The sequence below is a fragment of the Terrabacter sp. Ter38 genome (assembly GCF_024519435.1).
Classification (GTDB): domain Bacteria; phylum Actinomycetota; class Actinomycetes; order Actinomycetales; family Dermatophilaceae; genus Terrabacter.
In genome coordinates this window covers 65,655-86,657 of sequence record NZ_JALJRZ010000012.1, presented here as the reverse complement: position 1 = coordinate 86,657, position 21,003 = coordinate 65,655, and the positions used below count along the sequence as shown (strand labels likewise).

The 21,003-nt window shown below is 70.7% G+C and carries 17 protein-coding genes; 7 read left to right on the top strand and 10 right to left on the bottom strand.

What is annotated here, in order from left to right; all coding sequences use genetic code 11:
• Positions 1 to 8 precede the first annotated feature (8 nt).
• The gene (locus tag NR112_RS20035) at positions 9 to 1,871 is read right to left on the bottom strand and encodes a peptidoglycan-binding protein (protein WP_256796057.1); all 1,863 of its coding nucleotides are present in this window, start codon (positions 1,869 to 1,871) and stop codon (positions 9 to 11) included.
• Positions 1,872 to 2,116: 245 nt separating this feature from the next.
• Here NR112_RS20035 and NR112_RS20030 point away from each other — a divergent pair, with 245 nt between their 5' ends.
• Both NR112_RS20030 and NR112_RS20025 read left to right on the top strand, forming a co-directional pair.
• Positions 2,117 to 2,908 carry a CoA transferase subunit A gene (locus NR112_RS20030; protein ID WP_256796056.1) on the top strand — a complete coding sequence of 264 codons (792 nt, stop codon included), beginning with the start codon at positions 2,117 to 2,119 and terminating at the stop codon, positions 2,906 to 2,908.
• A gap of 1 nt (position 2,909) precedes the next feature.
• Positions 2,910 to 3,551, top strand: a complete 642-nt coding sequence (locus NR112_RS20025; protein ID WP_256796055.1) for a 3-oxoacid CoA-transferase subunit B — start codon at positions 2,910 to 2,912, stop codon at positions 3,549 to 3,551.
• Positions 3,552 to 3,566: 15 nt separating this feature from the next.
• Here NR112_RS20025 and NR112_RS20020 read toward each other — a convergent pair whose 3' ends face one another.
• Positions 3,567 to 6,701, bottom strand: coding sequence for a SpoIID/LytB domain-containing protein (locus NR112_RS20020; RefSeq protein WP_256796054.1), 3,135 nt, complete (start codon positions 6,699 to 6,701; stop codon positions 3,567 to 3,569).
• A 362-nt stretch (positions 6,702 to 7,063) separates the two neighbouring features.
• Here NR112_RS20020 and NR112_RS20015 point away from each other — a divergent pair, with 362 nt between their 5' ends.
• Together NR112_RS20015 and NR112_RS20010 are read left to right on the top strand one after the other, a co-directional pair.
• Positions 7,064 to 7,657 (top strand): hypothetical protein, encoded by a 594-nt coding sequence (locus NR112_RS20015; protein WP_256796053.1) that lies wholly within the window; start codon positions 7,064 to 7,066, stop codon positions 7,655 to 7,657.
• Positions 7,654 to 9,435 carry a hypothetical protein gene (locus tag NR112_RS20010; protein ID WP_256796052.1) on the top strand — a complete coding sequence of 594 codons (1,782 nt, stop codon included), beginning with the start codon at positions 7,654 to 7,656 and terminating at the stop codon, positions 9,433 to 9,435. The genes NR112_RS20015 and NR112_RS20010 overlap by 4 nt, the downstream gene beginning before the upstream one ends.
• Before the next feature lie 942 nt (positions 9,436 to 10,377).
• On the opposite strand, the gene NR112_RS20005 is transcribed toward NR112_RS20010, so the two are convergent.
• On the bottom strand, positions 10,378 to 11,247 hold the full coding sequence (locus tag NR112_RS20005) for a glycosyltransferase family 2 protein (RefSeq protein WP_256796051.1): 870 nt from the start codon (positions 11,245 to 11,247) through the stop codon (positions 10,378 to 10,380).
• A 134-nt stretch (positions 11,248 to 11,381) separates the two neighbouring features.
• Between NR112_RS20005 and NR112_RS20000 the strand changes: the two genes are divergently transcribed.
• On the top strand, positions 11,382 to 13,238 hold the full coding sequence (locus NR112_RS20000) for a hypothetical protein (RefSeq protein ID WP_256796050.1): 1,857 nt from the start codon (positions 11,382 to 11,384) through the stop codon (positions 13,236 to 13,238).
• On the opposite strand, the gene NR112_RS19995 is transcribed toward NR112_RS20000, so the two are convergent.
• Genes NR112_RS19995 through NR112_RS19980 form a run of 4 tightly spaced genes read right to left on the bottom strand, consistent with a single transcriptional unit; the run spans position 13,231 to position 15,911 of the window.
• Positions 13,231 to 13,704: a hypothetical protein gene (locus NR112_RS19995; RefSeq protein ID WP_256796049.1), complete on the bottom strand. Its 474-nt coding sequence runs from the start codon at positions 13,702 to 13,704 to the stop codon at positions 13,231 to 13,233. The genes NR112_RS20000 and NR112_RS19995 overlap by 8 nt on opposite strands.
• Positions 13,704 to 14,453: an SDR family NAD(P)-dependent oxidoreductase gene (locus NR112_RS19990; protein WP_256796048.1), complete on the bottom strand. Its 750-nt coding sequence runs from the start codon at positions 14,451 to 14,453 to the stop codon at positions 13,704 to 13,706. Before NR112_RS19990 ends, NR112_RS19995 begins: the two co-directional genes overlap by 1 nt.
• Complete coding sequence (locus tag NR112_RS19985; RefSeq protein WP_256796047.1) at positions 14,446 to 15,663, bottom strand: class I adenylate-forming enzyme family protein; 1,218 nt, start codon at positions 15,661 to 15,663, stop codon at positions 14,446 to 14,448. The genes NR112_RS19990 and NR112_RS19985 overlap by 8 nt, the downstream gene beginning before the upstream one ends.
• Complete coding sequence (locus NR112_RS19980) at positions 15,660 to 15,911, bottom strand: phosphopantetheine-binding protein (RefSeq protein WP_256796046.1); 252 nt, start codon at positions 15,909 to 15,911, stop codon at positions 15,660 to 15,662. The genes NR112_RS19985 and NR112_RS19980 overlap by 4 nt, the downstream gene beginning before the upstream one ends.
• Positions 15,912 to 16,018: 107 nt before the next feature.
• Here NR112_RS19980 and NR112_RS19975 point away from each other — a divergent pair, with 107 nt between their 5' ends.
• Together NR112_RS19975 and pseI are read left to right on the top strand one after the other, a co-directional pair.
• Positions 16,019 to 16,510 carry a GNAT family N-acetyltransferase gene (locus tag NR112_RS19975; RefSeq protein WP_256796045.1) on the top strand — a complete coding sequence of 164 codons (492 nt, stop codon included), beginning with the start codon at positions 16,019 to 16,021 and terminating at the stop codon, positions 16,508 to 16,510.
• A 6-nt stretch (positions 16,511 to 16,516) separates the two neighbouring features.
• Positions 16,517 to 17,593 (top strand): pseudaminic acid synthase, encoded by a 1,077-nt coding sequence (gene pseI, locus NR112_RS19970; protein WP_256796044.1) that lies wholly within the window; start codon positions 16,517 to 16,519, stop codon positions 17,591 to 17,593.
• 82 nt (positions 17,594 to 17,675) lie between these two features.
• Here the strand turns inward: pseI and NR112_RS19965 are convergent, their stop codons facing one another.
• The 3 genes from NR112_RS19965 to pseB are packed head-to-tail and all read right to left on the bottom strand — an operon-like array spanning position 17,676 to position 20,899.
• Positions 17,676 to 18,776, bottom strand: a complete 1,101-nt coding sequence (locus NR112_RS19965; protein WP_256796043.1) for a hypothetical protein — start codon at positions 18,774 to 18,776, stop codon at positions 17,676 to 17,678.
• A 4-nt stretch (positions 18,777 to 18,780) separates the two neighbouring features.
• On the bottom strand, positions 18,781 to 19,908 hold the full coding sequence (gene pseC / locus NR112_RS19960) for a UDP-4-amino-4,6-dideoxy-N-acetyl-beta-L-altrosamine transaminase (RefSeq protein ID WP_256796042.1): 1,128 nt from the start codon (positions 19,906 to 19,908) through the stop codon (positions 18,781 to 18,783).
• A gap of 1 nt (position 19,909) precedes the next feature.
• Positions 19,910 to 20,899, bottom strand: a complete 990-nt coding sequence (pseB, locus tag NR112_RS19955; protein WP_256796041.1) for a UDP-N-acetylglucosamine 4,6-dehydratase (inverting) — start codon at positions 20,897 to 20,899, stop codon at positions 19,910 to 19,912.
• Between the last annotated feature and the right edge of the window lie 104 nt (positions 20,900 to 21,003).

The following is a 21,003-nucleotide window of genomic DNA, read 5'->3' as shown; positions in this document are numbered from 1 at the left end:
GCAGGGCTCTACGCCGACAGCCGGTCGAAGAGCGACCAGGTCCGGGACGCGACGACCCCGGTGCTGGCGAGGCCTGCCCGCGCCTGCACGGACTTGACCGCCTCGCGCGTCGCCAGGTCGAAGACGCCTGTCTGACGGACGCCGAGCAGGCGCTGCACGGCGACGACCTGCGGGCCCGTGTCACCCGCCCGGAGGACTGTCGAACGGTCGGCCACGAAGGGGAAGTCACGGGCCTCGAGGACGTCCCAGAGCGCGGGGGTCATGACCCCGGTCTGCGGCTGGGCGAGCGAGCGCTGCAACGAGACGACCTTGTCGCGCGTGACGGAGCCGAACACGCCGTCGACCGCGAGCCCGCCGAGCGCCCGCTGGAGGACGCGCACCGCCGCGCCACGCGACCCGGTCGCGAGCGTCAGGCTCTTGTATGCCGTGTAGCTCGTTCCGATGTCGACGCTGGCGACCCCGGCGCTGCTGCGTGACGACGTGCTGGCGTAGACGGTCATGGCGAGGTCCCTCCCGGTCGTGGTGCTGCTGGTGACGAGCGCGACGGTGCTCGTCGTCGCCGACCAGCCCCGCGTGTAGAGCCGCTGCTGCGTGGCCGAGTCGGCGACGCCGGTCTGCGGCAGACCGGCGAAGCGCTGGTAGGCGGTCACCCTGGCGCGCGTCAGCGTGCCGTAGTAGCCGGTCGTCGGCAGCGAGCCGAGCCTGCCCTGGAGCGCCTTGACGGCCGATGACGTCATCCCGAACCGCAGGGTCGGGTAGGCCTTCGTCGGCGCGCCGGACGCCGCCGCGGACCCGGTCCAGCCGCGTACCCACAGTCGGGCCTGCGTCACGGGGTCGGCGACTCCGGTCTGCGGCAGGCCGACGAACTTCTGGTACGCCGTCACCCGGGCCCGGGTCAGGCTCCCGTAGTAGCCGGTCGTCGGCAGCGAGCCGAGCTTGCCCTGGAGCGTCTTGACGGCGCCCGAGGTCGTCCCCGGCTGCAACGCCGGGTAGGCGGCCGTGACGCTCCGCCATCCGCGGGCCGCGAGGATCTCCTGGGTGCGCAGGTCGGCGACGCCGGTCCGCGGGAGTCCGACGAAGGTCTGGTAGGCGACGACTCGGGCCTTGGTCTGGTCGCCGAAGTAGCCGGTCGTGGGGAGGTTGCCGAGCCGGACCTGCAGCTGGCGCACCGCCTCGGAGCGCATGCCGTAGGAGAGCAGCACGGGCTTCGTCGTCACGGGCGTCGACGGCGTCGTCGGGGTGCTGGGCGGCGTCGTCGGCAGCGTCGTCGCCGCAGGCGGGAGGGAGGTGAGGTAGCTGCGGGTCGCGACCCCTGTCCACCACGACGTGCGGCCGGCCGCCCCGTCGTAGTTGAAGCTGAAGTGCACGTGGTCCGTGTGGGGTGAGGAGCCGTAGTACGGCGCCCAGCCCCGCTCCGTCGCGTAGGAGCGCCACATCTTGCGGTCGTGGATGATGTACATGATCCCGAAGCGCCGGGCCATGGCGCCCTGGACGCCGTTCTTGTCGGGGGCCGTCAGCCAGGCGAGCACCGACTGTGCGACGGCCTCCTGCGCCGGGTTGTCGACGTTGAGCATCCAGTCCCAGGCCCGCCCGTCGTAGTGCTCGGAGGGACCGCTGCCACAGGCGCGACCGATGAGCCCCGTCGAGCCCATCCCGTAGTGGGAGGTCATGAGCCGGGCGAACGCGAGCACGCCGGGTCGCGCCACGGGGTCGCAGACCGTCTGCTCCTGGTAGGGCACGTACACGTCGAGGGTGCTCGGGAGCGTCCGGATCGGCGGCGCCTGGACCGCCGCGGCCGGGCTCGCCGTCATGGGCACGGTCAGGGCGGGAAGAGCGAGGACGAGGCCCAGTGGGTGTCGGCGCCAGGCCATGGTGAACCTCTTGTCAGGGGAGGGAACGGGTTTACTCCCGCACCATTTATGCACTCCAGTCACACCCATCACAAGGCGCTCCGACGAATTACAGAGGTGTTCTTCATCCTGGGTCATGAATGACACGACTGTCATTCGCTTCCCGCGCGCTCGACGGCATACGTGCTCGGCGACCACAGGTCGGCGCGGCCCTGTGGGACGACCCCACGGCACCCGGTCGTGACGGCGCGGATAGAGTCCGACCCATGGACAAAGTCGTCTCCACCCCCCAGGAGGCCATCGCCGGGATCAGCGACGGAATGTCGCTCTCGGTCGGCGGCTTCGGCCTCTGCGGCATCCCCTCCGTCCTCATCGCGGCGATCCACGACGCCGGCCTCACCGACCTCGAGGCCGTCTCGAACAACTGTGGCGTCGACGACTGGGGCCTCGGCATCCTGCTGCGCGACAAGAGGATCCGCCGCATGGTCAGCTCCTACGTCGGCGAGAACAAGGAGTTCGAGCGGCAGTACCTCTCCGGCGAGCTCGAGGTCGAGCTGACCCCCCAGGGCACGCTGGCCGAGCGCCTGCGCGCTGGCGGGTCGGGCATCGGCGCGTTCTTCACGATGACGGGCGTCGGCACCCAGATCGCCGACGGCGGACTGCCCTGGCGCTACGACGACTCCGGCAACGTCGCCGTGGCGTCGCCGCCGAAGCAGACCCAGGACCTCGAGTGGATGGGCGAGACGAAGACCTTCGTCCTCGAGCGAGCCATCACGACCGACTTCGGGCTCGTGCGGGCCGCGAAGGGCGACCGGCACGGCAACCTCGTCTTCAACCAGTCCGCCCGCAACTTCAACCCGCTGTGCGCCATGGCCGGCCGCGTGACGGTCGCCGAGGTCGAGGAGCTCGTCGAACCCGGTCAGCTCGACCCCGACGAGATCCACCTGCCCGGCATCTTCGTGCAACGCGTCCTGCCGCTGACCCCCGAACAGGCCGCCCTGAAGCGCATCGAGCGCCGCACCGTCCGCCCGCGCACGACCACCGAGCAGGAGGCGTGAGATGGCTCTGACCCGTGAGCAGATGGCGGCCCGCGCCGCCGCAGAGCTGGCTGACGGCGCCTACGTCAACCTCGGCATCGGCCTGCCGACCCTCGTGCCCAACTACGTCCCCGACGACGTCGAGATCGTGCTCCAGTCCGAGAACGGCATCCTCGGCGTCGGCGCCTACCCGATCGACGGCGAGGAGGACCCTGACCTCATCAACGCCGGCAAGGAGACCGTCACCCTGCGCAAGGGCGCGGCCTTCTTCGACTCGGCGACGAGCTTCGGGATGATCCGCGGCGGCAAGGTCGACGCCGCCATCCTCGGCGCCATGCAGGTCTCGCAGGGCGGCGACATCGCCAACTGGATGATCCCCGGCAAGATGGTCAAGGGCATGGGCGGCGCGATGGACCTCGTGCACGGTGCCAAGAAGGTCATCGTGCTCATGGAGCACAACGCCAAGGACGGGTCCTACAAGATCGTCAAGGAGTGCTCGCTGCCCTACACGGGACGCGGCGTCGTCCAGCGCATCATCACCGACCTCTGCGTCCTCGACGTCAACGAGACCGGGCTCGTGCTGCGCGAGCTGGCGCCCGGGGTCACCGAGGCCGAGGTGCGCGAGAAGACCGAGCCCGAGCTCACCGTCGACCTCCAGGCCTGACGACACGGGTGCCCGTCACTGGCCGAGACGCGTCGTCCACGCATGCGTGCCCGAGGGCAGCGGGGTGCCGAGCACGAACCGGCCGGTGACGGGGTAGACGAACAGCGCCCCGTCACTCGCCCGACGGACCAGGACGTCGTGACGACCGTCCCCCGTGAGGTCGCCCAGGGACAGGAACTCGCTGAACGGGCGCCAGTCGCTCGAGCCGATGAGCTGGGCCGCCTGGAACGTCCCTCCACCCAGTCCTGCGTAGAAGGCCAGTCGCCCGTCGCTGGCGCGCACCGCGGCCAGATCGGTTCGACCGTCTCCGTCGAAGTCGCCGGCGGTGACACGAGAGAAGATCCCCCAGCCGGCGCCGACTCGACGCGAGCCCGTGATCCCCCCTGCTCCGCTCCCGAGGTTGAGGACGAGATCGCCGCTGGTGGTTCGGGACAGGAAGTCGGTGTGGCCGTCGCCGCTGATGTCGCCGACCGGGATGAGGAGGTTGACCGAACCCCATCCGGTGCCGATCCTCACCGGGGCCCGGTCCAGCACGCCGTGGGGCCCTCCCGACCAGAGCCAGAGGGTCCCGTCGCTGCGCCGCGCCACGACGTCGCCGAGGTTGTCGGCGTCGAAGGGGCCGACGCCGGTGAGCAGGGACGTGCCGGCCCATCCCGTCGAGGCGAGCGTCTTGAGGGTGAAGCTGCGGTTGCCCGAGTAGGCCAGAGCAGCGACGCCGGAGCCGCTCGGCGTCAGCGCGTCTCCGAGCGAGTCGGCCGTCAGGTCCCGAGGCAGGAGTCGGCTCGACGTCGCGGGTGCGGAGGTCACGACCCACCAGGTGCTCCGCAGGCCCGCGGCCGCAGCGAAAGCCGCGCCGCTGGCCGTCACCGACCCGGAGGACCCGGTGATGCGCACCGACGTCGTCCGTCCTCCCCAGTCCCCACCGCCCGTGCGGTCGACGACGGCCACGGACGAGAGGGTGCCCACCGCGGGATAGGCGGACTGCAGCCGGGACAGTGCGACCGACGAGGTCCAGCTGTGGGGAGCGCCCGTGTTCACGGCGCCGTCATACGGGTCGACCTTGGCGACCTGGTAGGGCAGGGAGCTGCTCACGATGCGACCGCCGTTCGATGACGAGAACTCGGTCAGCGCAGCCTTCCCGCCGTAGAGCACGACCTTCCCGGCGGTCGCGGAGGTCGCCGCCGTGGAGCGCGCGTCGAGCCACGACGAGCGAAGCGCGCCGGATGCGTCGTAGTCCGCCAGGCCCTTGTACACCTGACAGCTCGTCGAGTCGCAGGTGTCGTAGTAGGCCGACGGGGCATGAGCCCTTCCGTAGGCCGCATAGGTTCGGGCTGCGATGGCCTGCGCCTGAAGCGCGTTCGCCGGCCATGACGCCGGCATCTCGACAGGTACGACGGATCGGACGTGCGCCTCGGAGCCCGTCGTGTTGATCGACCGAGCGGCACTCCCCCAGGCTCGTGTGGTGACCGAACCGGCATAGTCACGGAGCACACCCGACGGGAGGACGACGCGGAGCACCCCGGTCGCCGGTCTGCTGAGGACCAGCGGAGAGGTCCATCCCTTCCAGTGGCCGCTCGAGGCCCACGTCGACCCGACCAGCCACTGCAGGGTCAGCCCCCCGCTGTCCGGCACGACGCGCCATCGCGTCGCCGTCGTCGGCAGGACCGTCGTCGCCTGACCGTCGTAGAGGGTCACTCCGGACTGTCCGACGACCGTCGTCCCGCCGGAACCCAGGGCGGACAGGTAGATGCGTACCGCCGGGTCGCCCTGGCCGCCGAGGGTCGTGCCCGGATAGTAGAAGCTGACGATCTGGGTGGACGTCAGGCCCTGCGCGGCCGCTCCGTACGCGCCGTACTGCGACATCCCCCGCCCGTGGCCCCAGCCGTGGCCGGCCACCGTCAGGGCGGTCCCGGCCGGACGTCCGAACGCCTCGAGCACCGGCTTCGGAGACATGGGGGTGAAGGCCTGCCGACCTACGGCCCAGGCGTTCGCGGCCACGCTCCGGATGGACGGGATCTGCGCATACCCCGCGTCGCCCGGGCACTCGGTCGCACCGTAGTCGCGGTGACCGCTGACGCGGCTCTTGGTCACCGTCGTGCCCGCGGCGTACTTCGAGTTCCCTGCCGACACGAAGGTCGTGCTGCCCGCAGGGTCGAAGTCGGCGCGGTCGGCGACCCATGCGATGACGGCCGACACGGACGACCGCGTCGCCGCCGAGAAGGGAACGGTCCGGTGGTCCCCGATCACCGAGACGCCGAAGGTCTCGGAGTTGAACCCACCCGTCTGTGCCCCCTGGACGAAGGTCGTCAGAGCGCCGGCCCGGCCCTCGTACACGGTCCCGAACCGGTCCACGAGGAACTGGTAGCCGAGGTCGCACCAGCCCAGGGTCTGGGTGTGGTAGGCGTACATCCCGCGCAGGATCGACGGCACCTGCGCCTGCGTGTAGTCGTTGGCGTTGACGGTGTGGTGCACGACGGCGCCCTTGTAGCCCGTGAGCGTCTCCGACGTGCACTGCTTCAGGCTCTCGTCGGCGCCCCACTCGGCCCGAGTCACGATGGTCGGCCTGATGACGGCTGCCGACGCTGCACCCGACGCCCGGCCGAGCGCGGCGTCGGCGTCGGCGTGCCCGCCGTCGACCAGGATGGCCACCAGGCCCCGTGGCGCCCGCGCACCAGCTGTCGCCACGCGGACCTCGATGCCCGTCGCTCCCGCAGCCGCCAGGGGCTCCGTTCCGGCGTGCGCGTTCCTCGCGTCCGACGAGCCCGGGTCGGGCCCGCCGTCGTCGTCGACCTTCAGCTCGAGCCAGGGGCCCCAGCCGGAGCCGCTGCGGGTCCGGGCCTCGACGGTCATGCCGGTCGGCGCCGAACCCTCGAAAGAGACGCCGGCGACGTCGAAGGAGGTGCCGGTCGAGGTGAGTGACGCGACGACCGTCCGGTCCCGCCCTTCGGTGGCTCCCGTGCCCGTGGGCGTCCCCATCAGGCTGCTGAGTCGTTGCTGCCTGGCCACGGGCACGTCGGGAACGGCCAGACGCACCACGGTGGGCTTGACGGGTGTCGGCTTGGCGGCCACCTGCACGGTCGGCAGGACGACACCGACGGTCGCGAGGCCGAGGACGGCGAGGACGGACGGGAGGCGTTTAACGGCACGCACGATCACTCCTTGGGCCTGAAGTGACAAATATCCCAAATGTACCGACCGTGACGACGTCCGGCCCCACATCGTTGCCGCACCGTGACCTTCGTCCACAATGGCCGTCCGACCATCGACCGCCGGACAGAGCCGGGGCCTGGCGAACGTAAACTCGGGCCCATGGAACCCAGCGACGCCGTCCCGATGGCGCCTCTGGACCCAGACGCGGCGCCCGGGAGCTCCACTGCCGTCGCCACCGCAGGGGGGGCGCCGCGCCGCCGGCGGGCGCGGATCGGAGCGCGTCGGAGGGGTCGGACGCGTCCGACCTGCCTCCCGCCCGACGTCCCGACGCACGAACAACGGTGTCCGGCAGGCTGGTCCGGGTGGCGGTGTGGCTGGTCACCCTGGCCGTGTGCGCCTACGCCGTCCTCGTCCTGACCGCCAGCGGTACCGCGCTCGGCGACATCGGTCCGTACGCCCTCTTCTGGGTCCTGTGCGTCCTGGTTCCCGGCACGATCGTCGTCAAGGCGGTGCGGGGGACGGCAGGGTCGTGGCTGGCGGAGGTCTCGCTCGGGGCCGCGGCCGGGCCGTCGGCCGAGCTCGTGGCCTGGGCCCTGGCCAGTGCCCTCGATGCGCGCGGCCTGCTGCGGCTCTGGCCCCTGCTCACCCTCCTCCTGTTCGCGCACCCGGGCCTTCGGGCCCGCATCCTGTCGCGTCCGCACCAGCCGTGGTCACCGCTGGTGCTCATGGTGGTCGCCGCCGCGTGTGCTCAGGTCGTCTGGCTGGTCAGCCGCTCGTACTTCCAGACGGTCCCCCTGCCCCCGACCGGGCGTACGTACTACCCCGACCTGATGTGGCACCTCGGCCTCGTCATCGAGGCCACCCGGGCCTTCCCCCTCGGCACCCCCAGGCCACGGATGCCGGGCTGCTCGTCTATCACTGGTTCAGCGACGCGCACATCGCCACGGCCTCGATGATCACCGGTGTCGACACGACCACGGTGCTGCTGCGTCTGTGGATCCTGCCCATCACCGCCTTCACCGTCGTGCTGACCGCCGTACTGACCCGACGGGTCAGTGGCAGCGAGTGGGAAGCCGCAGGTGCTGCCGCCCTCGTCTCCACGACCTTCATCGTGCCCTTCTGGCCCCAGCTGTGGGCGTCGAGCAACCACCTCAACCCACTCTCGCCCTCCCAGCAGTACTCGACGCCGCTGACCCTCTTCCTCGTGTACGCCATCGTGGACCTGCTGCGCTCATCGCCCGGATCGCGACGGGCGTCGGCACTTCTCGTGGCCATCGCCGGCGTGGCCGCATCGGGCTCCAAGAGCTCGGCCCTGCCCATCGTCCTGGGCGGCGTCGCCGTCGCGGCCGTCGTTGCCGTCGTCCTCCGACGACAGCGTCGCACGGCACTCGTCCTGCTGGGCTCACTCGCCGTGCTCACGGCTCTCGCCCAGCGCTTCGTCGCCGGCGGCAGCTTCGGCGCAGGAGTCCAGCTCCTCTCGTCACTCTCGCTGACGAGGCCCTACCGGATGCTGCTCGGCACCCACATCGACTTCCACACCCCGGTGATCGCCGGCCTCGTCGACACTCCGCAGCTCGGACCGACCCTGCTCGTCGCCCTCCTGTGCATCGGCCTGCTCATCGTCCTCCGGCTCCTGCCGGCGCTGCTCCCGTTCTTCCAGGGCACGCTCCGCCGCGACCTGTCCGCGTGGGTGCTCTCGGGCCTCTGCCTGGCGGCCCTCGTCCCCTTCCTCGGGCTGGGGCATGTGGGCTACAGCGAGTACTACTTCGTCTTCGGGGCGATCCCGTTCGGGTGCGTGCTCGCCCTCTGGTCCCTCTCGGCGCTGGTGCGGGACCACCCCGGGAGCCGGCGCGTGACTCTGGCGGTCGCGGGCACGTCGGCCCTGCTGACTGCCGTCGTGGGGTGGTACCGCCTCGGTTCCCCGGGCATCAGCACCCTCGATGACATGGTCCGCGAGGTGCGGACCTTCGTCCTGCAGTTCGCGGTGGCGACCGTGGTGCTCGCCGGCGCGGTCGTGGTGGTGCTCGTACGTCGGAGGCGGGGTGACGGACGATGGGTTCCGGCGCCCCTCGCCGACCTCGTCGCGATGGGCATGATCGCCGGGCCGCTCTGCATCGTCTCCACCGTGACCCGCGTCAGCAGCCAGCCCCGGCCGACCGAGAGCACCACGGCTCTCGCCGAGTCCACAGCGGCGCGGTGGATCAAGGCGCACGTGCCGCTCGACGCGCTCCTCGCGACGAACGCCCACTGTCGGGGGCCGTGCAACAGCCGTGCGACTCACGCTCCTGGTGGATCTCGGGCCTTGCCGGTCGACGGGTGCTCGTCGATGGCTGGAGCTATCTCCCCAACGGCCGTGACGGCTACCCCGACCAGGCGCTGCTGCGGCTCAACCAGACAGCCTTCGAGAGGCCGTCCGCCGCCGACGTGCAGGCCCTCGCCGATCGCGGGGTCACCTGGCTGGTCGCCCAGTCGGTCCCGGGATCGTCTCCGTCAAAGCCCCTGGGGACCTACGCGCAGGAGCGCTACCGGCTCGGACACATCGTCGTCTACGAGCTGCCCGTCCGAGGCAGGACCGCCCCGTAGCGGCTCGCGGCGGCTCACCCACCTCGAGCAGGGCGCGGACCTGCCTCTCCCCGGGGCGGCCGCACGACCTGCCGCAGCGCGGCCCCCACGCCGTCAACGTCGACGGCCGGCGGCAGGAAGGCGTCGAGAAGGGCGCGCTGTCGCGTCGTGAGCGCGGCCTCGAGACCGCGCAGCTCGGACGCGGTGACCCGAACGGCCGGTGTGCCGTGCACCGCAGCGAGGTTGAGCAGCGCGGTGCTGTTCGAACCGATGACCACCGCGGCGTCGACGACCTCCCGCGCGAGCTCCGCGGGGACCGAGCTCGTGAGCACCTCGAAGCCGGAGTAGCGCGACACGTCCTCGCTCGGATGTGGCCGCAGGACGAGCCGGACACCGACGGCCGCGCACTCGTCGCGCACCGACCGGAGGTGATCGAGGTAGGCGGACTCGGACATCACCCCGAGGTCGGGCCACGGCTGGGTCAGGTAGATCGCCTGGTCGGCCTCGGGCACCGGACCGGACAGGGCCCGGCGGAACTCCGTGGCGACCTCCTCCCGGACGCGCCACGCCGTTCCCGTGCGCTCGTACAGGGACCAGTGGACCTCGGTGAGCACCCACCCACCGACGCTCACGACGGTGGCGCGGACTGCGGCGCGGGCCGCCGAGCCGCCCTGACGTCGGTAGGCCTGGCGTCGACTGCGCAGGTTGCCGAACGAACCGATCCCCTCGTCGACCACGACGACCCCGGGGCGGCGCCCGCGCCCACGCACGAACAAGCGGGCCCACGCCCGCGTCCCAGGGACGCCGACCGAGAGCAGCACCCGGTCGAGGCCCTTCGACGTGCGCCAGTGCTCGTCCTCCGGCGTCGTGGTCACCGTCAGTCGCGGATGCCGTGGGAGATACGCGCGGACCTCGGCCTCCCCCACCGTCGCCCGACCGAAGCCCGAGCCCACGTCGAGGACCACGACCTCGACGGCCCCGCCTGGACCGGTGTCGCCCTCGACCGCCGCGACGACGTCACGAAGCCAGGAGGCGGCATACACCAGGTGGGTGACGCTGCGGACGCCCGAGAGGACGACGCGTGTCGAGGAGGGCGTCACGGGGGGCATGGGCCTCAGACGATCGGGGGTCGTCCCGCACGGGAGAGCCGCGCGACCGTGGACCACGTCATCGGACGACGGTCTCCCGCGTCCTCGCGCAGTCCCTCGCGCAGGCCCCGGAACCACACCCCGAGCTTCTCGCGGTCGCGCACGCGGGCGACGGTGATCGCCGACCAGACCGCGACGTACGCCTCGGCGACGGGGTGCGGAAGGTTGCGCCTGGCCACCCAGACGCGGTTGCGCGCGTTCATCCGGTAGTAGACCTCGTGACGCGACGGCTGCGTGGCAGGGTGGTTGACGACGACGTCGGGTCGGTAGCGCAGGCGCCACCTCGCATCGAGCAGGCGGTAGGCGAGGTCGATCCCCTCGTGGCCGTACCAGAAGTGACCCGGCCAGCCGCCGACCTCGTGGAAAGCCGACCGTCTGATCGTGCAGACGCCCTCCCAGAAGACCACGACGTCGCCTGCGGCGCCCCCGCCGCGGGTCCGGAGGTGCGGCACCCACCGTCGCGGCGTCGGCAGACCCGTGGGGTCGGCTCCACGGGGCTGGACGACGGCGACCCGGTCGTCCACGCCAAAGTCCTCGACGAGCCGTGCCAGCACGTCGGTGGTCGGGAGGACCGCGTCGTCGTCGTAGAAGAAGAGGATGTCCCCGCGGGCCTCGCGGGCCCCGATGTTGCGTCCCTCCGGGATCCCGACGTTCTCGGGGAGGTGGACCGTGCGCACTCGCTCCGGCACGCCGACCGGGCGCCAGCCGTTCCCGACGAGGACGACGTCGAGCTCGACCCCCTCCTGCGCCAGGAGCGTCTCCAGCGCGATGGCGAGCTCGGCCGGGCGGTTGCCCATCGACAGGACCACCGCGGCCACCTTGGTCAGCGCGGGCATGGCGGCTCCTGCGGTCGGGCACATCGGGGTGCGGGCGTCGGGGGCGCGCCCGCTCCCGGACGGCGTCGCTATTGTAGTCAGGTCATCCGGGTGGGCTCACGCTCGCCGGAGACCCCACCACGAGAGGACCATGAGTGACCGCCCACCTGAGCGACCATGACATCCAGCGCGACGCGATCTCGGGGGCCCGGATCCTCGTCGGGGACATGCTGATGTGGTCCGACCTCGACTCGCTCGACGCGCCCTTGGCGGCCAAGGAGGTCATGCGCGCGACCATCGCGTCCCACCGGCCGAGGCGCGTCCTGCTCGCAGGCCCCCGCGCGGGTCTCCTGGTGGACGCCGTCCCCACTGACATCCCGGTCGACCTCGTCGTGCGGTCCCTGTCCGATGCTCGCACCCTGGGCGACCGAGCCGGGCTGCACCAGACGGCCGAGCTCTACTGCGGTGGCTTCGACGCCTTCGAGCCCGGGCACACCTATGACCTCGTCGTGGCCCTCGGCGGTCCTGAGCGACTGCTCGGCCCCGACTCCGCGGGCCTCACGGAAGTCGAGTACGTCGCTCGTCTCTCGGCCCTCGTCGACGACGACGGGCGCCTGATCCTCGATCTCGCCAACGAGCTCGGCTTCAGTGACCTCGTGTCGGCCGTGCCCGACGAGACGCTCGAGTCCGACGCCGGGTGGTACGTCGGGGCGCGGGGGTTCAGCAAGCGCCACCTCTTCGCGCGTGAACGCGCCGCCGTGCTCCGGGCTGCTGGTCTGGACAGCGTGGCGACCTTCGCCGCGCTCCCCTCGGTCGATCACCACCGGCTCCTGGTCCACGTCGCCGCCGTCGCCGACGGCGGTCTCCGTGACCAGGTCGGCGTCCTCGCCGGTCGCGCCATGGACGAGCACTTCACCACCACGCCGATGCTCCGCGAACCCCGCAACGTCCTCCAGGACGTCGTCGACGCCGGAATGCTCGACGAGCTGACGCCTGCGTGGCTCGTGGTCGCCGCCAAGGGCGCCGCCGCACCGGCACCGACGCTGCCCGCGATCGTCGTCTCCGAAGCGGACGCGGGCAGTCGATGGAGCACCGTCGCCGTCGTCTCCGCCGACGGATCCCAGACCATGGCCTGGGCGAACGACCGACCCGACACCGAGACGAGCGAGGGGACCGTGTTCCGGTCTCTCGTCGCACCGGCGGGCGGTCGCTCGTTCGAGCTCGAGCTGCGCCAGGCGTGCGCCACGCGACGTCACGCCGCCATCCGAACGCGCGTGAGACTGTATGCGGCCTGGCTGGCGGACGCGACCGTGTGGACGACGCGGACGGCCGAGCAGCGCTACTTCGCGACGCCGGCCAACACCCTCGTCGTCGACGAGCACCTCCGTCTGGCGGACGGGTCGTGGCGGCGGACCGGCGTGGTCTCGGCGGATGACGCCCTCGTGCGCGGTCTGCGTGACTTCGCCCGCCGACTTCTCGCCTCCGGGTCCGCTCATCCGTGGCGTGTCACCGTGACACCGGACGAGCTCACGATCACGCTCGCGGCCATGGCGGGCCTGACGGTCACCCCGACGATGATCGGCCGTGTGGCCCACCTCGAGGCCGAGGTGGAGTCCACCGTCGCGGGCCGACCCGAGGACCTCGACGAGCTGCTGGCGCGCAACCTAGAGCAGGGCGAGTTCGCCCGAGATCTCCCGGCTCCGGACGAGATCGGCTTCCGCGAGCTGCTCACGCACCACCGGGTCATCTCCCGCGAGCTGCGCGAGAAGCAGGGGCAGGTCAATTGGCTCGAGGGCACCCTGCGGCATCGTGACCGCTACATCCGCAGGCTCGAGCGCGTCATCGAGCGCTACGAGGAGACCTTGACCTACCGTGCCGTCGAGGCCATCCGGGCTCCGCGTCGCATCGCGACCGAGAAGGCCATCGCGGCGGCGAAGTCGACGGCCCGGGACGCGCTGCCGCCCGGCACCCTGAGCAAGGCTCGCCAGCTCGCCACCCGCGTCCTCAAGTGACGTCGCGCGTGGTGGTGGCCCACGCCATTCCGTGGGCCACCACCACGTCGCCCACGTGGCGCGCCACCCAGTGCACCTCGAGCTGACCCCGCCGCACCGGACCTGAGATGACGGGCCCTTGGCGCGCCAGGAGGACCATCGGTACGTCGGCCAGCTTGGCCAGCACCTCGGTGGCGCACCACATCTCCCAGAACTGCTCCGGTGCTGTGGTCTCCAGGCCCCAGCGCGCGACGACGTGCGGGGATGGCGTGTGACCGCGAATCTCCGCGTCGACCGCCACCCCGAGCCAGCCGTCCGGATCGGTGCCACGGCGTCCCGCATCCGGGGCCGGGACGTCCCAGCACACGACGCGTCCGTCGCCGAGGTAGGAGTGGACGCCTCCGTCGCACCGATGTCCGGCGCGGGCCTCGATGACGACGGGGTGGTCGCGGACGGCCCGCCCCAGCCGGTCCGCCCGGGACAGCATCAGATGCTGTTGCCGCCGTCGACGGTGAGCACCTGGCCGTTGATGTTGGTGTCGTCGAACAGCAGCATGCTGACGACCGGCACGATGTTGTCCGGCTCGACGAGACGGTTCGACGGCGTACGCCTCGTGATCGTGTCGAGCTGCGTCTGGCCGAGCACGGAGCTCATCTCGGACGCGAAGAACCCGGGCGCGACACTGTTGACGAGCACGCGACCGTGCATCTCGCGGGCAAGGGTCCGCATCGCGCTGTCGAGACCGCCCTTGGTGGCGGAGTACGCGACGAGACCGGAGTAGCCGCGCTGGGCGCAGACGGAGGTGACCATGACGATCCGGCCGCGGTTGCCCTTGGCCATGATGCGGCGCAGCACCGCCCGGGCCAGCAGCAGCGGGGCCGTCAGGTTCGTCTCGACGATCTTGGCGATCTGCTCGGGAGAGGTGTGCACGTGCAGGCTGTCCTGGCCCATCGCCGCGTTGTTGACGAGCGCGTCGATCGGACCGAGACGGCTCTCCGCCTCCTTAAGGAAGGCGTTGATGGCCTTGACGTCGGTGACGTCGACAGACGCTGCGTGCACCCGCTCGGGGTTGGCGGCAGCGACGGCCTCGAGCTCCGGGGTGACGGTGCGCGCGAATGCCGCCACCTTGGCGCCCTTCGCGAGGATGTCCTCGACGATCGCCAGGCCGAGTCCGCGCGAGCCTCCTGAGACGACGACGACCGTTGCGGGGCCGATGGGTTCGGTCTTGTCAGACATCGCTCTTCAGAGTCTCCTTGATCGGGATCGTGTCCAGGAACCGCACCCGTCGAGGCACGGAGTAGTCGGGGAGACGCGCGGCGCACCACGCCGTCAGCTCGGCAGCGGTGGCCTCGCCGGAGAGGACCACGTCAGCGGTGACGATGCTCCCGACGATCGGTGCCTTGCGACCGCGCACCGCGGCCCAGACCACGGCCGGGTGCGACTGGAGCACGTCCCGCACGGCCGAGGCCGACGCCTTGGCGCCTCCGACGTTGATCTCGTCCGACGCGAGGCGCCCGGTGATCAGGACCCGGCCGTCGACGATCTCGACCCGGTCGCCGGTGCGCAGCACACGGTCGATGCCCTCGCCGCGCTTGGGCGAGGCGATGAGCAGCTCGCCGTCGTCGACGGACAGGCCGGCTCGCCCGTCCAGCTCGCGGCCGAGCCACTCCTGGGGGAAGCCGGCGCGGCCGTCATGGACGGCGATGGTGGCGCCTGCCTCGCTCGACGCATAGATCCAGGAGACACGGGCCGACGGGAACATCTCGGTCAGCCGGGTCAGGATCGTCTGGTCCACGGGCTCCCCGCCGAGGGTCACCTGCTCGAGCGGCAGCGCCGCGATGCTCTCCGGGTCGCGGTAGAGGGCCTGGCGCCAGAAGGTCGGCGTCCCCGAGGCTGCGGTCACCCCGACCTCGAGGGCGCGCGCGGGCCAGGTGTCCAGCTCGTCAGGTTCGATGAACAGGACGTCCTGTCCCGGCTGGCTGATGCTCAGCGTGACGACCTGCCACCAGGCATACGCGCCGTGGGCGTACGGGCAGAGCCACGTCCGCCGCGGCTGCTCACCGGCGACCGTCGTGAGCGAGTCGAGCGTGTGGGAGACCCGCTTCGGTCGGCCGGTGCTCCCGCTCGTCAGCAGCCAGACGCGGCCGGGCACGGGATCGCGGTGGACGGTGGGAGGCTGGACGTCGGCGCCGTCGACGATCGCCAGGCCGGCGTCGCGGAGGTCCAGGGCGAGGTCGGGCGTGACGCGTGACCTCGACGCGACGAGGACCTCACGATCCCCGGACGCGGCGGCCCACACCGCACGCACCGCGTCGTGGTTGTCCCGCACGAGAACGGCCGAGGAGTCGGGGACGTCCAGCGGCTCGAGCTCGTCCCACCGGCCGTCGAAGCCCCGCGTGATGATGCGGTTGGCGGCGCCGGCAGGGACGCCAGCTCCCGCGCTCACGCGGCTTGCAGCTGCTCGAGGAAGTCGAGCACGTCCGAGATCGTGGCGATCTGTCGAAGCTCCGGAGCATCGAAGTTGAGCTCGTCGCCGATCTCGTCCTCCACCCGCAGGGCGAGCTCCGAGAAGTCGAGCGAGCGGAAGCCGATGGTCTCGAGGTTCGCAGCGTCATCCTCGGGCATCATCTTGCCCTGGGCCTGAAGGACCTCGGCCATCATCGTCCGGATCGCGTCACGGCTCAGTGCGCTCATGTTTCCGCCTTGGGCTGGGGGTTGGGGCGTCCGGTAGTCTAACAACGAATCCCCCACCCCCTGCCGCGGCCCCCTGGAGCCCGCGGCATCCTCATGAGGAGGGCCGCATGCTCCGCCCTGCAACCGATGACGACAGCCCCGCCGTCCTTCGCTGGCGCAACCACCCTGACGTACGCGCAGTGTCGCTGACCCAGCACGAGATCACGGACGAGGAGCACGCGGCGTACTGGGCGGCCACGCGTGAGACCGATGCACGCGAGCTGTACGTGTACGTCCGCCACGACGTCCCGTCGGGAGTCGTTACCTACTTCGACATCGACCGTGAGTCCGGTGTCGCCTGGTGGGGCTACTACCTCGACAACGACGGCCTCAAGGAGCGCGGTGAGCTGCTGCCTGCCTGGATCGAGATCCAGCGCCAGGCCAAGCGCTTCGCGTTCGACGAGCTGGGACTGACGACCCTGGAGGGCGAGGTCCTCGAAGCCAACGAGGCCGTGCGCCGGTTCAACCGGCGCAACGGCTTCGAGGAGATCGAGCGCTACACCCGAGACATCGACGGCACCCCCACACCCGTGCTGCGGGTTCGAGCCACGAAGGACTGACATTCCATGAGCACCCCGGTAGAGACACCAGCCACGACGTCCCTGACGATCGGCTCCACGCCCGTCGGACCCGACGTCCCGCCGTTCATCATCGCCGAGATGTCCGGCAACCATGACGGCAGTCTCGAGAAGGCCCTCGAGATCGTGCGGATGGCCGCTGCGGCCGGAGCCCACGCCATCAAGCTGCAGACCTACACCGCCGACACCATCACGATCGATGTCGACAAGCCCGAGTTCCGCCTCTCCGAGGGGCACGCGCTGTGGGGCTCGCGACGCCTCTACGACCTGTACGAGGAGGCGCACACCCCCTGGGAATGGCACCAGCCGATCTTCGACCTGGCGCGAGAGCTGGGCATCCTCGCCTTCTCCAGCCCCTTCGACCCCACGGCCGTCGAGTTCCTCGAGGGGCTGGAGGTCCCGGCCTACAAGATCGCCTCGTCCGAGATCGTCGACCTCCCGCTCATCCGCCTGGCGGCACAGACCGGAAAGCCGCTCATCATCTCCACGGGCATGGCGTCGGTCGGCGAGATCGCCGCCGCCGTCGACGCGGCACACTCCACCGGCAACCGCCAGGTCATGCTGCTCTCCTGCACCGTCAGCTATCCCGCCGACCCTGCGTCCTCCAACCTGCGCGGCATCCCCGTGATGCGTGAGGCCTTCGGCGTCCCCGTGGGCCTCTCCGACCACACGATGGGTATCGGGGCCGCCGTCGCATCGGTCGCCTTCGGGTCGGTGCTCGTCGAGAAGCACGTGACGATGTCACGCGAGGAGGGCGGGGTGGACTCGGCCTTCTCCCTCGAGCCCGACGAGCTGGCCGCCCTGGTTCGCGAGACCAAGGTCGCGTGGCAGGCCCTCGGCGAGCCGCGCATCGGCGCGCGTGAGGCCGAGCGCGAGGGGCTGCGCTTCCGTCGGTCGCTCTTCGTCGTCGAGGACGTCAAGGCGGGTGACCCCGTGACCGCCACCAACGTCCGTTCGATCCGACCCGCGAACGGCTTGTCGCCCGACGACTTCGCGCTCGTCGAGTCCAAGCGGTTCACGCGCGACGTCGAGCGCGGCACTCCGATGTCGTGGGACCTCGTGTGACCTCGTGTGACCTAGCCCGCTGACGAACCGGAAGGGCCCCGACCGTCGCGGTCGGGGCCCTTCCACACGTCTACTGGTGCCGCTAGCCCTCGTCGTCGGCTCCTGTCGCGGAGCTCTGCGCCTGTGCCGATCCCGACGTGGACCCGTCGCTCCTCGGCTCTGCCGACTTCTGAGTGGGCTCCGCGGCCAAGTCGGCGTCCTCGACCGACGCGTCGACGGACACCAGGAGGTCGGAGGGCTCTCCGCCTCCGGGTGCGCGGTGACTCTCGGAGCGGTGCTGTCGCCGCCGGCGGCGCGTGAAGACGGACTCGTCCTCCTCGAGCGACGGTGCGGGCGGAGGGGGACCCGGCACAGCGATCTCCTGGGCCCAGCCGAAGGCGTCGATGACCTCCTCGGGCAGCAGCATCTCGTCGGCCCCCAGCTCCAGGTTCGCGATCTGCGCGGCGTAGTCCATCGGCACCGAGAACTGGTGCATCTCGGGCCAGATCCGCCGTGGCTTCCCGACGCCACCGAGCACCGCGTGGTCCGACTCGAGTGCCATGGGGTCGCCATAGACGCCCACCTCGACTCCGGCCGACGCGGCATACAGGATGGCACTGCTCATGCGGTTGCTCACGACCCGGCGGTGGCCACGCATCTCGTGGAGCTGCCGGTAGAGGAACGCGACGTCGGTGTCCTGCCAGAGATAGCCACGCTGGCCGTGCGTGACCACCCGGACACCAGCGGACTCGTACTCGCGGCGGACCTTCGGGTTGTCGTACTCGTTCCAGTGGAGGCAGGCGGTGATGGGCACGTCACCCTCGGCCGCCTTCACCTCCTCGATGTATGCCATGTGGCTCCCGAGGACCTGCTGCCCCTCCCAGCCGTGAAAGGGGTAGACGATCGTCCCCTCGCGGGGCGGAGCGGCAGCGAGCCACTCATGCTGGCGCTCGAGCTCCAGCAGGTAGAGCCACGGGGCCGCCACGACCATGTAGTTGCGCAGTCCAGCCGCCCACCCGCGACGAGCGCAGGCCTCGGACCAGACGAACTTGGGGTACTGCGGGGTGAACACCGTGCCGACGGCGAAACCGTCGTGCATGTTCCACCCGTGCTGGAGGTAGCCCCAGATCCTCGGCGGGTGCTCGAGCCCCACATAGCGGGCCATGATGTGGGCATGACCGTAGAAGTGGTTCGCGTGGTGCACGGGCTCAGCCTCCGACAGCGGTGCGCACGGCGTCGATGACCCGGTCGACCTGGTCGTCGGTCAGCTCGGCGTGCATCGGCAGCGACAGCTCCTCGGCGTAGAACGTCTCGGCGTTCGGGCACATGCCCCGCTTGAAACCGAGGTCCTCGAAGAGCGGGTGCCAGTAGACGGGGATGTAGTTGACCTGGACGCCGACACCATCGGCGCGCATGGCGTCGAAGACCTCACGCCGGCGGCCGCCCAGCACCCGCAGCGGATAGAGGTGCCAGATCGGGTCGACGTGGTCACGCTGCGTGGGCAGGCGGATGCCGTCGACGCCTGCCAGCCCATCCTGGTAGCGCGCGAAGATCGCGGCGCGACGGGCCTTGAACGCCTCGAGACGCGCGAGCTGGCTCAGGCCGAGTGCCGCGAGCACGTCGGGCAGGCGGTAGTTGAGGCCGTACTCGTGCACCTCCTGGTGCCACGGGCCCTCGTCGGGGTAGCGCATCTGGTCGCGGTCGCGCACGAGCCCGATGAAGTGGAACCGGTGCGCGCGCTCGCCCAGGTCGGCGTCCAGGGTGGCGACGGCGCCCCCCTCGGCTGTCGTCATGTTCTTCGTCGGGAAGAAGGAGAACGTCGTGAGATCGGCGAGCGAGCCGACGGGTCGTCCCTTGTACGTCGACCCGATCGAGTGGGCGGCGTCCTCGACGACGAGTGCGCCGACGCGGCGCGCGGTCTCGTTGATCGCGTCGATCTCGATGGGATGACCGGCGTAGTCGACGCCGGCGATGACCTTGGTCTGGTCCGTCACGGCGGCGTCGAGTGCGATCGGGTCGATGTTTGCCGTGTCCTCCTCGACGTCCACGAAACGCACCTCGGCACCGAGGGCGACGGCGCACGAGGCGGTGGCCACGAACGTCATCGGCGTCGTCACGACCTCGTCACCACGACCAACGCCGGCCGCGGCGTACGCGATGTGCAGGGCGGCCGTACCACTCGTGGCACTCACGACCCGGGTGGCGCCGCTCAGCTGCTCCAGCGCCTTCTCGAAGGCGGTGACGGTCGGGCCGGTGGTGAGCCAGTCACCCCGAAGGACCGTGGCGACGGCCTCGATGTCCTCCTCGTTGACCGACTGGCGTCCGTAGGGGATCACCTCAGATACCCGCCTCGAGCATCTTGCGGATGTCGTCGGCGCCGATCCACAGGTCGTTCTTGTCGGAGGCGCAGTGGAAGCCGTCGGGCACGGGCTCGCCGTCGGTGCGCGGGACATAGCCCCACGTCGCCAGCTCCGGCTCGAGCACGTAGTACTTGCCGTCCATGATCATGATGGCGCGGCGGCCCTCCTCGGGGCTGATCATCTCCTCGTGGAGCTTCTCGCCCGGGCGCAGGCCGATGTCGTGCATCTTGGCACCGGGGGCGATCGCCTGAGCGAGGTCGGTGACCAGGTGCGAGGGGATGTGGGGCACGACGAGCTCACCGCCCTGCATGAGGGCGAACGTGTCGAGCACCATCTGGACGGCCGCGGGCAGGGTGATGAGGAAGCGCGTGCAGCGCAGGTCGGTGATCGGCAGCGACTCCCCCGCCTCGTGCAGGGCACGGAACTTCGGGATGATCGAACCGCGTGAGCCCGTGACGTTGCCGTAGCGCACGACGGCGAACCGCGACGGGTACTGGGCGGCGTAGTGGTTGCCGAGGATGAAGAGCTTGTCCGCCGTGAGCTTGGTCGCGCCGTAGAGGTTGATCGGCGACGAGGCCTTGTCGGTCGAGAGCGCGACGACCTTCTTGACACCGGCGTCGATGGAGGCCTCGATGACGTTCTGGCTGCCCAGGACGTTCGTCTTGACGAACTCGTGGGGGTTGTACTCGCCCGTGTCGACCTGCTTCAGGGCGGCGGCGTGGACGACGTAGTCGGTGCCGTGCATGGCCCGGCGCAGACGCTGTAGGTCACGGACGTCACCGATGAACCAGCGCAGGCGTGGGTCGTCGTTGAACAGCTGACGAACCTCCCACTGCTTCAGCTCGTCACGGCTGTAGATGATGACCCGCTTGGGGTTGTGGTTGTCGAGCACCTCGCGGATGAACGCCTTGCCAAAGGACCCGGTCCCACCTGTGACGAGGATCGACGACCCTTCGAGAATGCTCACCCTGTGACCTCCTGGTCATCAACGAAAATGTGCGCGCACGCGGACCACCCTGAGGGCACCGCGCACTGTGACGCTCGACCAGCGCCGACGGCGAGATTAACACT

Excerpts from the sequence above, each read along its gene's own strand:
- NR112_RS20035 (WP_256796057.1), bottom strand. The coding sequence starts at position 1,871 with ATGGCCTGGCGCCGACACCCACTGGGCCTCGTCCTCGCTCTTCCCGCC.
- NR112_RS20030 (WP_256796056.1), top strand. The coding sequence starts at position 2,117 with ATGGACAAAGTCGTCTCCACCCCCCAGGAGGCCATCGCCGGGATCAGC.
- NR112_RS20025 (WP_256796055.1), top strand. The coding sequence starts at position 2,910 with ATGGCTCTGACCCGTGAGCAGATGGCGGCCCGCGCCGCCGCAGAGCTG.
- NR112_RS20010 (WP_256796052.1), top strand. The coding sequence starts at position 7,654 with ATGATCACCGGTGTCGACACGACCACGGTGCTGCTGCGTCTGTGGATC.
- NR112_RS20005 (WP_256796051.1), bottom strand. The coding sequence starts at position 11,247 with ATGCCCGCGCTGACCAAGGTGGCCGCGGTGGTCCTGTCGATGGGCAAC.
- NR112_RS19995 (WP_256796049.1), bottom strand. The coding sequence starts at position 13,704 with ATGCTGTCCCGGGCGGACCGGCTGGGGCGGGCCGTCCGCGACCACCCC.
- NR112_RS19990 (WP_256796048.1), bottom strand. The coding sequence starts at position 14,453 with ATGTCTGACAAGACCGAACCCATCGGCCCCGCAACGGTCGTCGTCGTC.
- NR112_RS19980 (WP_256796046.1), bottom strand. The coding sequence starts at position 15,911 with ATGAGCGCACTGAGCCGTGACGCGATCCGGACGATGATGGCCGAGGTC.
- NR112_RS19975 (WP_256796045.1), top strand. The coding sequence starts at position 16,019 with ATGCTCCGCCCTGCAACCGATGACGACAGCCCCGCCGTCCTTCGCTGG.
- pseI (WP_256796044.1), top strand. The coding sequence starts at position 16,517 with ATGAGCACCCCGGTAGAGACACCAGCCACGACGTCCCTGACGATCGGC.